Annotated in this window: 12 protein-coding genes; 7 read left to right on the top strand and 5 right to left on the bottom strand. The window is 59.6% G+C overall.

Annotated elements, in window-relative coordinates; all coding sequences use genetic code 11:
* Positions 1-19: 19 nt before the first annotated feature.
* Positions 20-769, top strand: a complete 750-nt coding sequence (locus tag D0550_RS14495; RefSeq protein WP_116809898.1) for an MBL fold metallo-hydrolase — start codon at positions 20-22, stop codon at positions 767-769.
* 60 nt (positions 770-829) lie between these two features.
* Here the strand turns inward: D0550_RS14495 and D0550_RS14500 are convergent, their stop codons facing one another.
* Complete coding sequence (locus D0550_RS14500; protein ID WP_161965827.1) at positions 830-1,726, bottom strand: TylF/MycF/NovP-related O-methyltransferase; 897 nt, start codon at positions 1,724-1,726, stop codon at positions 830-832.
* Positions 1,727-1,857: 131 nt separating this feature from the next.
* The gene (locus D0550_RS14505) at positions 1,858-4,752 is read right to left on the bottom strand and encodes a di-heme oxidoredictase family protein (protein ID WP_116809940.1); all 2,895 of its coding nucleotides are present in this window, start codon (positions 4,750-4,752) and stop codon (positions 1,858-1,860) included.
* Between the two features lie 243 nt (positions 4,753-4,995).
* Between D0550_RS14505 and D0550_RS14510 the strand changes: the two genes are divergently transcribed.
* From D0550_RS14510 to D0550_RS14525, 3 genes are all read left to right on the top strand, one after another.
* Positions 4,996-6,156 carry a molybdopterin-dependent oxidoreductase gene (locus D0550_RS14510; RefSeq protein WP_161965828.1) on the top strand — a complete coding sequence of 387 codons (1,161 nt, stop codon included), beginning with the start codon at positions 4,996-4,998 and terminating at the stop codon, positions 6,154-6,156.
* Positions 6,153-6,452, top strand: a complete 300-nt coding sequence (locus D0550_RS14515) for a cytochrome c (RefSeq protein ID WP_116809901.1) — start codon at positions 6,153-6,155, stop codon at positions 6,450-6,452. Before D0550_RS14510 ends, D0550_RS14515 begins: the two co-directional genes overlap by 4 nt.
* 536 nt (positions 6,453-6,988) lie before the next feature.
* Entirely contained in the window at positions 6,989-9,421 is a 2,433-nt protein-coding gene (locus D0550_RS14525) for a TonB-dependent receptor (RefSeq protein WP_116809903.1), read from the top strand.
* A 176-nt stretch (positions 9,422-9,597) separates the two neighbouring features.
* Here the strand turns inward: D0550_RS14525 and D0550_RS14530 are convergent, their stop codons facing one another.
* Positions 9,598-10,497: a LysR family transcriptional regulator gene (locus D0550_RS14530; RefSeq protein WP_153067171.1), complete on the bottom strand. Its 900-nt coding sequence runs from the start codon at positions 10,495-10,497 to the stop codon at positions 9,598-9,600.
* Positions 10,498-10,639: 142 nt separating this feature from the next.
* Here D0550_RS14530 and D0550_RS14535 point away from each other — a divergent pair, with 142 nt between their 5' ends.
* The 3 genes from D0550_RS14535 (at position 10,640) to D0550_RS14545 (ending at position 14,914) form a co-directional block, all read left to right on the top strand.
* A complete protein-coding gene (locus tag D0550_RS14535) occupies positions 10,640-12,508 on the top strand; it encodes a bifunctional sugar phosphate isomerase/epimerase/4-hydroxyphenylpyruvate dioxygenase family protein (protein WP_241520808.1) in 1,869 nt (622 codons plus the stop codon).
* Positions 12,509-12,566: 58 nt separating this feature from the next.
* Complete coding sequence (locus D0550_RS14540; RefSeq protein ID WP_116809906.1) at positions 12,567-13,904, top strand: MFS transporter; 1,338 nt, start codon at positions 12,567-12,569, stop codon at positions 13,902-13,904.
* 128 nt (positions 13,905-14,032) lie between these two features.
* Positions 14,033-14,914: a shikimate dehydrogenase gene (locus D0550_RS14545; RefSeq protein ID WP_116809941.1), complete on the top strand. Its 882-nt coding sequence runs from the start codon at positions 14,033-14,035 to the stop codon at positions 14,912-14,914.
* Here the strand turns inward: D0550_RS14545 and D0550_RS14550 are convergent.
* Both D0550_RS14550 and D0550_RS14555 read right to left on the bottom strand, forming a co-directional pair.
* Positions 14,899-15,297, bottom strand: coding sequence for a hypothetical protein (locus D0550_RS14550; RefSeq protein ID WP_153067172.1), 399 nt, complete (start codon positions 15,295-15,297; stop codon positions 14,899-14,901). The two genes, D0550_RS14545 and D0550_RS14550, sit on opposite strands and share 16 nt — an antisense overlap.
* 134 nt (positions 15,298-15,431) lie before the next feature.
* On the bottom strand, positions 15,432-15,818 hold the full coding sequence (locus tag D0550_RS14555; protein WP_153067173.1) for a hypothetical protein: 387 nt from the start codon (positions 15,816-15,818) through the stop codon (positions 15,432-15,434).
* Positions 15,819-15,881 lie beyond the last annotated feature (63 nt).

The raw sequence follows: 15,881 nt of genomic DNA on the forward strand, positions 1-15,881 counted from the left end.
TCATCTGGAGGAGTACGCCATGATCTTTCGTCAGCTCTTCGAGCCGGTTTCGTCCACCTATACCTATTTGCTGGCATGTCCTCAGACCCGCGCGGCAGTGTTGATCGATCCGGTCATGCCGGCATGGCAGCGCGATCTGGAGGTCGTGAACGATCTGGGCTTGAAACTCGTGATGACGATCGATACCCACATCCATGCCGATCACATCACATCGGCAACGATGCTCAAGCGGGAGGCGGGCAGCCGCGTCGCGCTGCCAGCTCTGGATGCGCTGGACTGCACGGATGTCGGCCTGCGCGACGCGGTGCCGGTGCAGGTTGGCGGAGTTCGGCTCGACCCGATGCACACTCCTGGGCATACGGACAATCATTTCGCCATTGTCGCAGGCGATCGCGTCTTCACCGGCGACGCGCTATTGATCGACGGTTGCGGTCGCACTGATTTTCAAAGTGGAGATGCGCGTGCGCTCTATGCGAGCGTGCGTGGGAAGTTGTTCCATTTGCCGCCCGAAACGCTCGTCTATCCTGCGCATGACTATCATGGCCGATGGGTGTCCAGTATCGCTCAGGAGAAGCAACGCAATCCGCGTCTCGGTGGCGAGCGAACGCTCGAGGACTTCGTGGAGTTGATGCAGAACCTCAATCTGCCTTACCCGAAGTTCATCGATTACGCGATCCCTGGGAATCGACAGTGTGGCAAGTGCCCTGACGGTCTACCGGAGAGCTTGCAGCAGTACTGTCGCGAGATGGAAGAAAGCCCGCAAGGTTGAGCTATACGGCGACACAACGCCGTGTGCGATCGTGACGCAGAGCGCGCCGTGACCACTTCCTCAGGGCAGCGCCGAATCGTTGCCTCTTCTGCGCAACTCATACGCCGGATCGGTGATGGGCTTCAGCCGCTTGAATCTTGCGACGGGCTTCTCGCTCATGAAGCGATAGCAGCGCTGCAGATCCCACGACAGTTCTTTGTCCGGCACCAGTTCGATTCCCGCTCCCAGCGCACCGGTGTTGATCTCGTGAACGAGACGCGCTTCACCGGTGAACCGGCTGCCGTAGTTGAACTCATAATCGTCGAAGTAGATCACGCAGCCGTTTGGCAGCCAAGGCACCAGGCGCTCCATCACCAGGCGCGCCGAGCTGTAGTAGTCGCAGTCGATCCACACCAGGATTGGCCGGTGTACGCTCAGGCTGTCGAGAAAGCGGGCCGTCAGCGTATCTTCGAACCAGCCCTTGTGCAGCCGCCAGTTGATGTACTTCGAGGCGAGATATGAGCTCAACTCTTCGTAGCATCCGCGATACTGGCCCGGTAGCCAGTCTCCACCGTCGCTGCTCTGCTTGTCGCGCGGATCGTCGGAGGCTGGCAGTCCCTCGAAGCTGTCGAATCCGTGACAGATAATATCGGCGTGCGCGCCGAGATATTGTGTGGCGAAGACTTTCTTGGTGAAGGAGTAGCCGTCCGCTACGCCGAACTCCAAAATGGCGAAGGGCCCAAAGTAGTTGTCCCTGAATTCTTCGATCACGCTGTAGACGTGGTCCATCCGGTAGAACGCGTTCAACGCGCGACGTAGCGCCGCACGCGGCTTGTGCACGAGGCTGCGGTAGACGAAGGTCCGGAAGTAGTCGCCGGGCAGCATCTTCGCGCACAGCCGCAGCCCAGTGATGAGCAGCGACTTGTCACCGAAGCGGTTCTCCGGCGTCTGACCGGTGTGCGGTGCGACCATGGCCATGAAAACTTCTGGCAGGTTAACGCCAACGGGCACAGTCGCTTGGCTGTTCCATAGCGGCAGCGCACTAGTTCGCTTCACGAGCGCTGACTCACGCCGACAACGCTGAGCGCTGCCGGCGTGAGTGGCGAAAGTTATAACGACCGCAGGAAGCTCAGCAGCGCCGCGCGATCCTGGGTGCTCAGCTGTTCGAATCGCTGCCGGCTGGTCGTCGCTTCGCCGCCATGCCATAGGATGGCTTCGGTCAGCGTACGGGCGCGGCTGTCGTGCAAGTACCCTATCTTTACTCCTTTGCCGGCCACGTGTTCGGTGTAGCCGACGCCCCAGAGAGCCGAGGTACGCCACATGCTGCCGGTGGCCTGACCTTCGACCAGAGTGTCAGCGAGGTCCGGGCCCATGTCGTGCAACAGCAGATCGGTGTACGGCCGGATCGTTTGATTGCGCACTTCGGCGAACTCGGAGTTCGTGCCGGCGCGCATCTCGCGCGTGTGACAACCGGAGCACTTGGCTGCATCGAAAACCAAGGAGCCGGCGGCGATCTGCGTTGGATTGACGTCCAGGTAGGCCAGCGGCGCTACGCCTTTCGGAAAGCCGCTGACCAGACTGCGTTGCGCAGGCACGGCCAGCAGTGCGACATAGCGAGTCAATTGCTGGAGGATGTCCTCGGAAATGCCCGGCTCCACCTTGTTGGTATTGCAGTTGGCGGGTCCAAACATGCAGTCGCGGTTGGGGTAGAGCGGCGAAGTGACCGACATGTCCTGCAGTGCCGCTGCGGCGACCTGATGACGCAAGCTGACCTTGGATGCCTTCCAACCATAACGGCCGAGGCGCACGGCGCCGGTTTCCGGGTCGTAGACATAGTTCGCCGTGCCTTTCACGCCATCGGCATCCGGCGCCACACGAGCGCGCGCGATGATATCCGCATCGGGAATCGCTTCGAGCAGGCCCATACCGATCACAGGCTGCGCACTGCGCAGCGAGTACACGCCGGGCGTCGGACCGTCGAATGCCACCGTGGGCTTGCTCAGCTGCACCGCTGTGCCATCGTTGAGCGTCACCGTCCTCACATTAAATCCCGCGACTCGGACACCCGTGCCCCAATCAGTACGCACACCGCTGCTGGAGGGCTGTGAGTTCATCTGCGCGGCCATGCCATACATCGGATGCGGCAACTGCCGGCCATTGGAGTCAGCCTGTGCCGTGCGGACCACCATCGTATCCAGGCGCTGGTTGACCACCTGCGGCGCCATGCTTCGGCCGTTGTTGATGTGGCAGCTGAAGCAGGTCGACTGGTTATAGAACTGGCCCTGCAACCCGGCCAGCGCAGTGTGCCGCTCGTTGCCCGACTCGTTGTGATCGCCGGTGCGCATATTCGTATGAAATATGCGGCGGCCGTCCAGGAAGCGCTGCATGTTCTGCATGCCGATGTGGTTATGCGGCTGCTGGAACATGAATTCCGAGTTGTCGGCGTAGTCATAAGACACCGAGCCGAGGCCGCCTTGCCACGTTTCCTCCGGCAACGGCGCATTCATCAAGCGCGGCTGCACGCCATACTGAGGACGCAGGCCCGAGCCTACGACGTAAGTCAGTTCATTGGTGTAGTAGCGATGGCCGGTGCCCTTGTTGCCCGCCGCGGCCATCGCCTCCGGCGTCGAGAAGAACGACATCGTGACCTCGATGACGTCACCCACCCGCAATGAACGAGAGGCTACCGATCTGCCATTGGGAGCCAGAACACCATTGGCGTCGGGGCTGAGCTCGGCGTGGCCAGGATAGTTGTCCAGCGTCACACTGCAGCCGTCGTTGAGGCCGCTGGCATTGGCAAGCCGTCCTTCCGGCGGTTTCGGCTGCACCTGACAACTCGCCGCGTCATTGAGATACAACGAGGGATTTACCAGCTGCCCGGGAGACATCCAGCCGAATCCCGTCACGCCCGGTCGATCGAAGCCACGGAAGAAGGAATGACCGCCGGCGCGTTGTGCCTGCTGGAAATATTGATTGACCCTGAGCGTCGGTCGGGTCACACCTGCCACCCGGCTGTTGTCGATGATCTCGACGCCCCAGGAACGGCCGTCGAAATATTGCGCGACGAAGTTCAGGTAGGCACCCGGCCCCTTGTCCACCGGATTGCCGGCGGCGTCGACGGTTTCATTGGGCCCGTAGCCGATTTCGTTCCAGTCCTCACCGCGCTCGCGGCCATGGCGCGAGCGACCGACTTGGGCGTAACGAGTGACCAGCGTCCCGTCGGCCAGCGTGAACTGCAAGCCTTCGATGGGTGGCCGCTCGGCAGGCGCGGGCGCCAGCGGTTCGCCGGCGCTGGGAAACGGCACGAGCGAAGTCGCCACGCTGCCGCCGAGCGTGTTGTCGCGGCCCGGGGATTTGAACTCCACCTCGAACAACGAATATCCGTATTGAGTCGCGCGCTTCACGCCAGTGAGGCGGACGTAGCGAACATTGGAGTTCAGATTCATGAACTCTTCGGCGCCGCCCCGGCCACCGACGACATAGCGAAGCTGGTACCAATTGTCGCCGTCGTCGGAAACTCGAATCGAGTATTCGCGGCCGTAGGCGTTCTCCCAGGTCAACTTCATGGAGCCGATCTGGGTCTTGACGCCGAAGTCGAACTGGATCCAGGCGTCGTCGGTATGGGCACTTTCCCACCGAGTCGTCGCGTTGCCATCGATGGCTCGCGCGGCTGTGTTGCCGCCCAAGGCCGAAGAGGCAGTCGCGGCCACCGGCCGCAACGTCACGCCCGGATTGCTCACGTCTACGCCCGAAGGCAGTTGATGCGACGGCGGCGGCGCGGGCATTGCCGGCGTGGGCGTTGGCAGATCCGGCGTCGCCGCAACTGGCGGTGCTTCGAGTTCCGGATCCGGCATGGGCTGCTGTGGCTGATTCGCCGGCGGCTCATTCGTCGATGGTTGCCCGCCGGGCGGCGTGGTCGGTGGTGGCTGGGTCGATGAGGGTGGCGGCGATGAATCACTGCCGGATGAACCGCCGCCGCCGCAGGCCACCAACAGCGCTGCCATCGCGAGGCCGATGAGTGTGTTCCTGTACAAGCTGAATATCCCTTTGCGATAGAACTGAGCAGAACAACTGCCAGCGCATCGTACGAAGGGATCGGCGTGCCATCGCCTGTCGCTCGAATGAGACGTCCCCGAGCGAAGACAACTCAGTCATGAAAGTCCTTTGCGGATGTACACTGAACGCTCAGGTGTGCCTCGAATTTTCGGAGATCATGCATGATCACGCGGCGCGGAGTGATTGCTGGCATGGGTGGATCCCTTCTGGTGGGGGATCTCGCGTGGCGAAGTGGGCGTGCGATGGCCGAGGCTCCGGAACCCGAGCTGATAGCTCTGCCGCAGAAAAAGCCGCTGATCAAACAGACGTTCCGGCCACCGAACTACGAAACTCCGCTCGCAGATCTGCGCTCGGAGTTCACATCCAATGACGCCTTCTTCGTACGCTACCACCTCGCACACATCCCCCAGCTGGATGTGAGAACCTGGCGGCTACGTGCAGGCGGTGACAGTGCCAACCGCACGCTCGAGTGGTCGCTCGACGATCTCCGGCGCGGCTTCGAAAGAGTGAGCGTCGCTGCGATCAACCAGTGTTCGGGGAATCGGCGTGGACTGTTTACGCCGCGAGTCCCCGGAGTGCAGTGGCAGTACGGCGCGATGGGCAACGCGATCTGGACCGGCGTGCGCTTGCGCGATGTGCTGCAGAAAGTCGGTGTCGCGCCGGGTGCAGTCGAGGTTGTTTTCGACGGTGCGGATGCCGCGGTGCTGCGAGGTACGCCGGACTTCGTGAAAAGTTTGCCGGTCGAGCGCGCGCTCGACGAGAACACGCTCATTGCTTTCGAAATGAACGGCCAGCCGCTGCCACACTGGAATGGCGCACCGGCGCGCCTGGTCGTCCCGGGATGGACAGCTACCTATTGGGTGAAGCATCTCACGGAGATCCGCATCGTGCCCAAAGCCTACGACGGCTTCTGGATGCAGAAGGCGTACCGCGTACCCACGAACGCTTTCCCCGGCGCACGCTTTCAAAGTCAGGAGCGGCCGGATACGACTCCGATCACGGACATTCTCATCAATTCGATGGTCACGAGTCATGAGTCCGGCGCTCGTCTCACCCGCGGCCGCCGCGCCGAGTTGAGCGGCTGGGCATGGGATAACGGCGCGGGAATCGCCAAGGTCGAGATCTCGCAGGATGGTGGCCGATCGTGGCGAGCCACGACGCTGGGCCGGGATCTCGGGCGTTTCGCGTGGCGAGGGTTCAACTTACCGCTCGATACCACTCGGGCGGGTCCAATCACAGTCTCGGTGCGTGCTACGAGTCGCAACGGCACTCAGCAGATGGACAAGCTCACGCCAAATCCTTCGGGCTATCACCACAACATCATCCAGACGCTGCAGCTGGAGGTCGTATGAGGAATTCTGCGTTGGTCTTCGCGCTCACGGTCTGCGCCTTCGCAGCAAGCCCATCGCGCGCGGGTGAAGAGAGCATTCGGCTGAAGGAGGGCGTCGGTCGCGACGTGACGATGGCACGTTGCGCGGTCTGTCACAGCCTCGATTACATCACCATGGTGGCGCCTGTGATGAATCGTGCTGCGTGGGAGACCAGTGTTCGAAAGATGATCGACGTGTTCGGAGCGCCAGTGGGCGAGCAAGACGTCAGTTCGATCGTCGAGTATCTGGGGCAGCATTACTCTGCCACAGCTAAATGACAGTGCCGTACGAGCGCAGCGTGAACTCGAGTAGCCGGATGCGATCTGCCGAAAGCCTCGTTCGACAAGCGGTCAGCCCGCGAGCGATTTCGTTGACTTGAGGTGCATCTGGCTGCGCGTAGCTTCGATTGAATCGCCACTGCCATGCGTCGATTTCCTTGGATACTGCCGCCAGAATCCGAGCGCTCGCGAGTAGATCGGAGAAACCGACCATCGGGCACCGTGGCATGATTCTCCACTCTGCTCAGATCAATGGCGGTCAGACTGAATGAGTGGTTTGCATCGGTTGATCGATGGCAGGGTTATCCGACTACAGTGCGAAGCCACAGATAAGAAACAAGGCGAAGGACAACACTTCCACCTATGCGCTTGCGTTATAGACGATAGACAAATCAGCACTTGGCTCAGCTATGAGCCGATCGTATTCTCGTCACCAAGGAAGATTCGACACTTCGTCGCCTAGCGTCCTTCAACGGGCTCAGGTCTAGTCGCTGTTGTCGACGACAAAGATATCTTGGTGTGATGGGGGGGGATTCATGTCGACGTCAATTAGAACGATTGCGCCTGCGTTGTTCGCAGCTACTTCATTTGCCATGCCCAGCTGGGCTCAGGAAGCACAACCGGCTGCCGGTGAGGGTGGTGGATTTCTCGAGGAGGTCATGGTCACGGCCAACAAGCGAGTTGAACGCCTCCAGGAAGTTCCCGCGAGCATTACTGCGGTCGGAGCAGCCACGATCGAGAAGATGCAGATCGTCAATCCTCAAGACTTCCAGCAACTCGCGCCGACACTGAACTTTCAGGCGGCGGATGAGGCGCGCCTGTTCAACTTTTCAATCCGGGGTATCGGCACCGAGGCATTCTCGGTTGGCGTCGAGCCCAGCGTCGCCACCATTATCGATGGCGTCGTGTACACACGCCCCGGCGCCGCGTTCGATGGACTCGGCGACATCGAGCGTGTCGAAGTCCTCAACGGGCCGCAGGGAACGCTCCAGGGCAAAAATGCCTCGGCGGGCGCCATCAGCATCGTGACCAAGGCGCCGAATCGAACGGAGTTCGAAGGCCGCGCGGAAGTGACTGCTGCAGAGGCCAACGAGTACCGCGCGAATCTCATGTTGACTGGCCCAATCAACGAAACTCTCGCCTATCGGGCCTTCGCGTACTACAGGACCAACGACGGTGAGGTCACAAACGTCGCGACCGGCAACACAGTGAACAACGTCGAGAGCTATGGCCTGCGAGGCAAGCTCGCTTGGGAGCCCAGTGATGGCATTAGTTTGCTGTTGGCCGCGGATTACTCAGAGCGAACTGCGGATTGTTGCGCCGAACCGATTCGGGCCCCGGCAGCCTCTGGAAACGTCACTCAGGATTTCACGGGTGCAGAGGTCGGTCCCGACAGCAAGTATGTCAATCTCAACACCAGTCAGGATGGGTCGCAGGACAATCGCGGCGTGTCTCTCGAGGGCAACTTCGACATCGGGGTCCTGACTCTCACATCGGTCACCGCCTATCGTGAATATCGGGATCGTGCGATCCGTGATCGCGATGGCACGAATGCTCCGTTCACGGGTGTCACGCCTCAACAGCTCTTCGAGGCAACCGTACCGGGCATTTCTGCAGCGGACGCACTTTCTCGGCTGGACGCACTGTTGGTGAATCCGCTGAGCTTCTCTGTTCGCAACGGAGTGGTAGGCGAGAGCAATAGCTTCGAGATGAACGACACGTTCTCGCAAGAGTTCCGCTTGACCTCACCCGCCGATGGCATCTTCGACTACATGGTCGGCCTGTTCTACTACGACAGCGTCGTCGAGCGCGATCTCACGATCGCGGGCGTACGCTCGAACATTGCAGGCAATGTTTCCTTTCCGACGCCTACGACAGTCACGGTCAACCGGCCGACAGCATACGTGCTTGCCGACATGGCGACCAAGGTCGATACGACGAACAAGGCGATCTTTGCCAACTTCAATCTTCGACCCATCGAGCGACTTACGTTGACGGCGGGTGCTCGTTACCTGGAAGAAGACCTGCGTTGGCACCACCAGAAAGTCACGGGTCCGAACGGCGATCATATCGGCGCCACGGCTGGCGCAGCGCAGCCGGGCGCAAACGTAGGCACGCCAAACTTCGATTTCGTGCGGGAATTCAGCGACGACGAAGTGATTGGTAAAACCAGCGCCAAATACCAGTTCACAGACGACCTGATGGTGTACGCATCCTATGCGCGCGGTTACAAAGGACAAGCCGTCGACGCTGACATCTTTCTCACGCAGGCCGGTTTCGTCGAAAGTCCCGTCGCGCCGGAGAAATCGAAGTCCTGGGAGGGGGGGCTGAAGAGCCGCTTCTTTGACCGCCGCCTGGAGTTCAACCTGACCTACTATGACACTACCTTCACCGGCTACCAGACCACATCCTCCGGAGCAGACGGCTCTGGCGCGCCAGTGTTGCGATCTGCCGGCGAGCTGTTCACTAAGGGTTACGAAGGCGAGATCGTGGTGCGAGCACTCGATGGACTCACCTTGGCTGGCAACTTTCTATTCGCTGACAACGAGTTCGGTGATCTGTTCGTCAGCCCGACGCAAAATGTGAGAGGCGGTGTCCCGCTCAATGCTCCCGATACAAAGTGGGGCGTCTCCGCTGACTATGAGTTCGAGGTCGCTACGTGGAACGTCAGTCTCAACGGCAACTACACCTGGACCTCGGAAACTCTGTTCACAAACCTTGCGGATGCCAACAATCCAAACTCAGTCTGGACTCGCCCGGACTATGGTCTCGCGAACATGAGCATAGGGCTCTCGCCGGTCAGTGAGCGATTCAAAGTCACGCTCTTCGTGAAGAACCTCACTGACGAGCACTACGTAGCTGGGTTGCGTCGAATCTCCGGGTCGGTCGGAGGCGCAGGTGCAGTCGCCCAGGCGATTCCCCGTGACTTCGAGCGCTACTTCGGAGTTACTTTGGGCGTGAACTTCTGATGAGGGCAGGTTCGTGACAGATGAACCTGCTGGTAGATCGGGATGGAACGCTGATCGATTCGCGTAATGGAATCGTACGATGCCTGCAGTATGCACTGGAATCCTTGGGTCGGCATGTGCCTCAACCCAAGGATCTCCTGCCACATCGAAGCCGACCGTATATGCAGCGCGTATCCTCAGGTGTTGACGGAGCGGATGTTCCAGCGCCGCAGTAGTTCCCGGAACTCATTGCCGAGCGCCGATGAAGCACGGTCCCGGCGTTGGTGGAGGTGAATGCGAAACGGACTGCGGGTCTGCACCGGAACCGCGGTCAACTGCGGAAAGGTATTGCCGATGCAGGTGAACTCATCGATCAGGGTCAGTCCCAAACCCTGCTCGACGAGAGCGCAGGCTGTCTCGGCAAAGCGCACTGTGATAGGGAAGCGCGGTGCGAGTCGGGCTTGCTCGAAGAACTCCGTGACGATCTGTCCATGGGGGGTGGCGGCATCGAATCCGATCAGATGTTCGTCGACGAGATCGCGTGCGGAAAGTGTCTTTCGCGTAGCTAGCGGATGCTTCTTCGGCATGGCGCAGACCAGGCGGCCGTCGGTGAGTGGCGTACTTTCGATTATTGGGTGATCGATTGGAAAGATCGTGCAGGCGCATTCGCCTTGTGCATATGAAAGGTAGTCGATGACTTGAGCGACAGAGAGAACGTCGACGCGCAGCTCGGCGTTGGGATATTTCGCATGCAGTTTTGCAAGCAGGTGCGGCACCACGAAGCGGCCTAAGCTCGGTGAAGTACCGAGGCAGAAACGACCGGCCTCACCAGCGATGATGCGCTGGACGGTTTCGTCAAGCGAGGTGAGGTGGACATGCAATGGCTCGATCTCTCGGAAGAGCGCGGCAGCTTCCGGCGTGGGGAGTAGCCTCCCACTGCGCCGCTCGAAGAGAGGCATTCCCAGCCGAGTTTCCATGTGCTTGATGATGCGGCTCAAGTTGGGCTGTGAAACATTCATGAGCTCTGCGGCTCGGCTTACCGTACCCGTGGTCATCAAAGCGCGGAAGTACTCGAGCTGCTTGAAATTGATCTTCACGGTCTCGCCCTCGGTATGCGTTGCCGTTATAGGATAACGACGAAACAGCAATTCTCACATACTTTTTGCGATGCTAGACCGATTGAGGTCGGTGCTATCGTAGGCGCTAGGGACCTTTGTCATGAAACGATCCATCGCGACGATGTCGTTGCCAGGAACCCTGGATCAAAAGATCCGAGCCATTGCGAAAGCGGGCTATCAGGGCTGCGAGATTTTTGAGCCTGACTTGGCGGCTTGCGAACTCTCACCGGGCGAAGTTCGCCAGTTGGCGGCGGATGTGGGACTTGAAATCGTGGCGCTGCAGCCGTTGCGTGACTTCGATTCGGTGCCAGACGCGACATTCAAGGCGAACTTGGCGCGTGTCGAGAAAACGTTCGATCTGATGACGGAACTTGGCACACATCGACTGCTTGTTTGCAGCAATGTGCGTGCTGATGCTATCGAAGATCGCGATCTGGCTGGTGGTCAGCTACGTCAGCTCGCGGAGCGAGCTGCAGTTCGCGGATTTAGAATCGGCTACGAGGCGCTCTCGTGGGGGCGATACATCAAAGAGTATCGACAGGCGGTCGATGTGGTCCGCCGCGCAAATCACCCAAATCTCGGACTGGTCCTGGACAGTTTTCACATCCTCGCCTTGGGGAGCGACCTGGCAGGGCTGCGCGAGCTGAAAGCGAGCGAGATCACGTTAGTCCAATTGGCCGACGCCCCGCGACTGGATATGAACATCATCCAGTACAGCCGCCACTATCGATGTTTTCCCGGCCAGGGCGGGCTGCAAGTCGTGGAATTCATGAAGGCGCTGGAGGCGACGGGATATAACGATTACGTATCTTTGGAGATCTTCAACGACGAGTTTCGCTCATCGCGGGCAAAGTTGATTGCGATGGACGGGCTACGATCACTCACTTGGCTCGAAGATAGATGCACGCGCGTCGATGCAACTGGAGCGGCACGAAGCGTGACTGATCGCGTGCTCGGCGTCGAGTTCCTGGAGTTCGCGACCGATGATGCGAGCGAAAGGGAGCTCGTGGATGTGCTTCAAGCGCTCGGCTTTGTCGAGTCGCATCGCCACCGATCCAAAGACGTGAGCCTGTATCGTTGCGGCGAAGTTAGCATCGTGCTCAACCGCGATCTGAATAGTCATGCGTCTGATTATTACGATAAGCACGGCCCTGCGATCTGCGCCGTCGGGCTAAGCGTGCCGCGAGAGTCGGGTGTCGTCGACTGGGCGAGACGGTTGGATTATCCAATCTATAGCAGCAATGCCGAAGCTGGAGAACTGCAACTGCCCGCCGTCCTGGGACCCGGGGATGTGCTCTACTATTTCCTGGAGCCGACAAATGATGGCCGGGCCTTCCATGAAGTCGATTTCGAGCCTACGGGCCGAGAGCCTGCCGCGCATCACCTGTTGGGTGTCGATCATCTCGGCCAAGTCGTTCGGGCGGAGTATTTCTTGTCGGCAGCGCTGTTCTTTCGAACCATGCTCGGATTGGAGCTGCGTGAATCAGTCGATTTTGTGGACCCGTCCGGAATCGTCACAAGCAAGTCGGCGAGCAACCACGCGGGGTCGCTGCGGATCTCGTTGAATATGTCGCAGGCTTGGGCAGCGTCGCCGCGCCGCTTTATAGACACGTTCGGAGGCGGCGGAATGCAGCAGATCGCCCTGCGCACGAAAGATGTACTGCGGGCAGCTCGAGATATGGGAGCGGCGCATATTCTACCCATCCCGACTAACTATTACCTTAGCCTTGCGACGCGCTTGGATGTCGATGCCGGGCTGCTTCAGGAACTACAGAAACACAACATACTGTTTGATCAGGATGCATTGGGAGAGCTGAGGCATTTGTATTTGCGCGAGCACAATGCGCTATTCTTCGAGCTGATCGAGCGAATGCACGGTTACGCCGGTCAAGGGGAGGTCAACTCGCAGGTGCGGCTGGCTGCGCAACACGCGCGTTGGCGTGTCGAGCGGCGTAGAGCACACACGGCGGATTCGCTCGCGCCGCGCTAGAGGGTAGCGCAGGTGGCGAGTGGTCGGCTCCGTACACTTACATCCAGAATGAGATTCAATGGTCACTACCGTAGCGAGCGCGCTGAACCGATCGATTGAGTCGGTCAAGCAGTCGATGGCCAACGCCCAGATGTCGGCGACCCAGCGATTGGTCGTCGGGCTGTGTTTCTTTCTCAATATGATCGACGGAATGGATGTGCTCGTCTTGTCGTTTGCTGCACCGGTGCTGGCACAGGAGTTGGCCATCGACGCAACGAACCTCGGACAGCTGTTCAGTACAGGGCTTCTTGGCATGGCGTTCGGTGGTCTGGTGTTGGGGCCGACGGCGGATCGATTCGGTCGCAAGGCCATCATGCTGGTGGCGCTGTGTTTGATGTCGTGTGGAATGATCCGGTCCGCGTTTTCTCAATCGTTCAGAGAGCTACTCATACTGCGCTTCTTTACCGGCGTTGGCGTGGGAGCAATGCTTGTATCGATGGCCGCGTTGGCGTCGGAATACGCAAACGATCGCAGCCGCAACTTCGCGGTTGCCTTCGTCCAGGCGGGTTATCCGTTGGGGGCTATGCTGACTGGGTTCTTCGCCGCATGGGCGATCCCGACCCTGGGATGGCGCTCGTTGTTCGTGGCCGGCGGGGTGATCAGCGCGATCACCTTGCCGCTCATCGCGTGGTTGATGCCAGAATCGCTGGCGTTTCTTTCACAGAAGCAACCCCCACATGCCCTGCAACGGATCAACCGCATTCTCGCGAGGATGGGGCGCGCAGCCGTATCGGTATTGCCCGAGCGTCTCGGCACCCCCACCGGCCGGACTACCCTGTCATTGCTGTTTTCCAACGGCATGATGCGCAGCACGTTGTTACTTTGGGGTGGCGCATTCTTCGGATTCTCAGCACTGTACTTCCTGTCGAGCTGGATACCGAGGATTGCCGTCGATGCCGGTTTGCCGATTAGCGAAGCGATCTATGCGGGCACGATGTTCAACATTGGCGGCCTGGTCGGCACGATCATCATTGGATGGATGGGAACTCGCTACGACATCCGGAAGATGATGGCGCTGTTTTTCTGCATCGGAGCGGTGGTGCTTACTGTATTTGGTCTCGCAAGAGTGCCGCTGCTACTAACGCTGACACTTGCGCTTCTGATGGGCGTGTTCGTGCAAGGCGCATTCAACGGTACCTACCCGGCCGCGGCGCGGCTCTATTCGACCGAGGTTCGTGCCACCGGGGTCGGCTGGGCGATGGGTATCGGCAGGGCAGGGGCCATTCTCGGGCCGCTCCTGGCAGGATATCTCATTGAAAAGGGAGTGGATCGCGGCATCCTGTTTTCGCTATTCGCGTTACCACTTCTTTTCTCGGCCGCAGCCGCACGGAGACTTCGTGGCGGAGAGCTGAAGTAGTCGAGAGTATTCATTCATCTCAAAGGTATTACGTAAGAGCATACGGCACCGACAACTCATGATTGGCGCATCAGCCTTGGCACCATTACGATGGCTTTCAATCTCCCGTTTTGGCTTGGCTAATGCAGATGAAGAAAAAGAGTTATCTATTAGGTCTCATAGGAAGTGGAATATCGGCCTCGCGCAGCCCCCTGCTGCACGAAGCCGAAGCTGCCCACCACGGTATCCAACTCGTCTATCGCCTCATCGACCTCAAGCGTCTACGAATCGAGACCGATGACTTAAAGCATCTGCTGCAATGGGCGGAGACGTTTGGTTTCGACGGATTCAACGTCACGCACCCGTACAAGGCCACTGTCATCCCGCTGCTCCATTCAGTGTCTTCTGATGCGAACGCGATCGACGCGGCAAATACAATTGTTCTGCAAGAGAACAGATGGATGGGTCACAACACTGATTGGTCAGGTTTTGCCGAGAGCGTTCGGCGTGAGCTACCTGGCGTTCCTACCGGACGTGTCGCGCAGATTGGTGCGGGCGGCGCCGGAGCGGCGACGGCCTATGCAATGCTGCGCATGGGGGCCGGTCATGTTTCAATCCATGATATCAACCTCGCGCGCGCAACCAAATTGGCATCGGATCTGCAGGCTCAGTTTCCCGATCGACAGGTGAGTGTGGCCGCTGTTGCGAAGGATGCCCTGACACGAGCCGATGGTGTCATCCTTGCCACGCCGGTAGGCTCGCTGAACTATCCGGGGATGCCTTTCTCGCCCGAGCTCATCACAGGAAATATGTGGGTGGCGGACGTGATCTACACTCCACTAGAGACGCCTTTGCTACGAGCGGCACGTGAGGCCGGTTGTAGGACTATCAATGGCTCAGGAATGTTGATCTACCAAGCCGCGGAAGCATTCAGACTGTTCACGGGGCTTACACCCGATCCGCTTCGCATGGTGCGGTACTTCGAAAGCAGCATTGAATCGGGGCGTCGCCAAGGTCATGCCGCTGCATGATCCTCCGAGGCAAGCAATCGGCCCTGTTTGCTCACTTCATCGAGTAGGCGGTGCTGATGATCGGTCGGGTGCCAGTCGTCACGGAAGGTGAGCCCAATCGCACGAACGACATTGCCGAGAGGATGCGCTTGATGGACGTCACCGCACTCCAATACTTTTGTGGCATGACTGACCAAGGGTGCCGTCCGCCCTGCATCTAGTTCCGCGTAGAGGTCCTCGGGCCGCTTCGGGCAGGGAAGGTAGCGAATCAATTCAGCCGGTTCACGCCGAACGTGCGCTAGCTTGAGAAGTTCGAGCGGATCGTCCACTCTTTCATAGGGATTCGCATCCTGCCGATGGCTCCGGATGTACTGTTCGCGTTCCAGACGCGCCTGCTCTTGCACACAAGGCATGCAGAAACCGCTTGTCTTCGAGGCGGTCGTAGGAAGGATCGTGCGCTTGCATTCCGCCGACCTGCAGGGGATTCGGGCTGTAATGGAAGTCCAGGTTCAGAACCATTCGATCCGGCGTCAGAACCTCAAGGCGGCCGCTGCGAGCGACCGATATCTATGCGCTTGCGCCCGTAGAGACGAGCGTCCAAGGACAACGATCCCGGGCCGAGCATCACCAGGCTGATATTGGTGATCGCGAGCGCCAGGTGGGCCGGCTCGAACGTTTCGCCGGAGAATGCGAGTGCGCCTTGCAGAACTGCCTGGCTGGAGGCGGCGAGGGGCGTCCAGAATCCGGCGAGTATCGACAGCGCCGCCGCACAGTTGAGCAGCTCGATCCCAAAAGCTGCGTCGACTTGTGCTCCCCATAAGTCTGCGGCGCCGATGAGCAATGGCGGCGTGCCGCAACTCAATCGCAGCAGCAACAGCCCGCAACCCGGCCAGCCGTTGGGAAAAGTAGAAAATAAACGTTGCATCGGTTTCTCGCGGCCGACATTACCCGTCTGCGCCGTCGCGCGAGATCCCCGAACTGGGAGTCG

The sequence above is a fragment of the Steroidobacter cummioxidans genome (assembly GCF_003104955.1).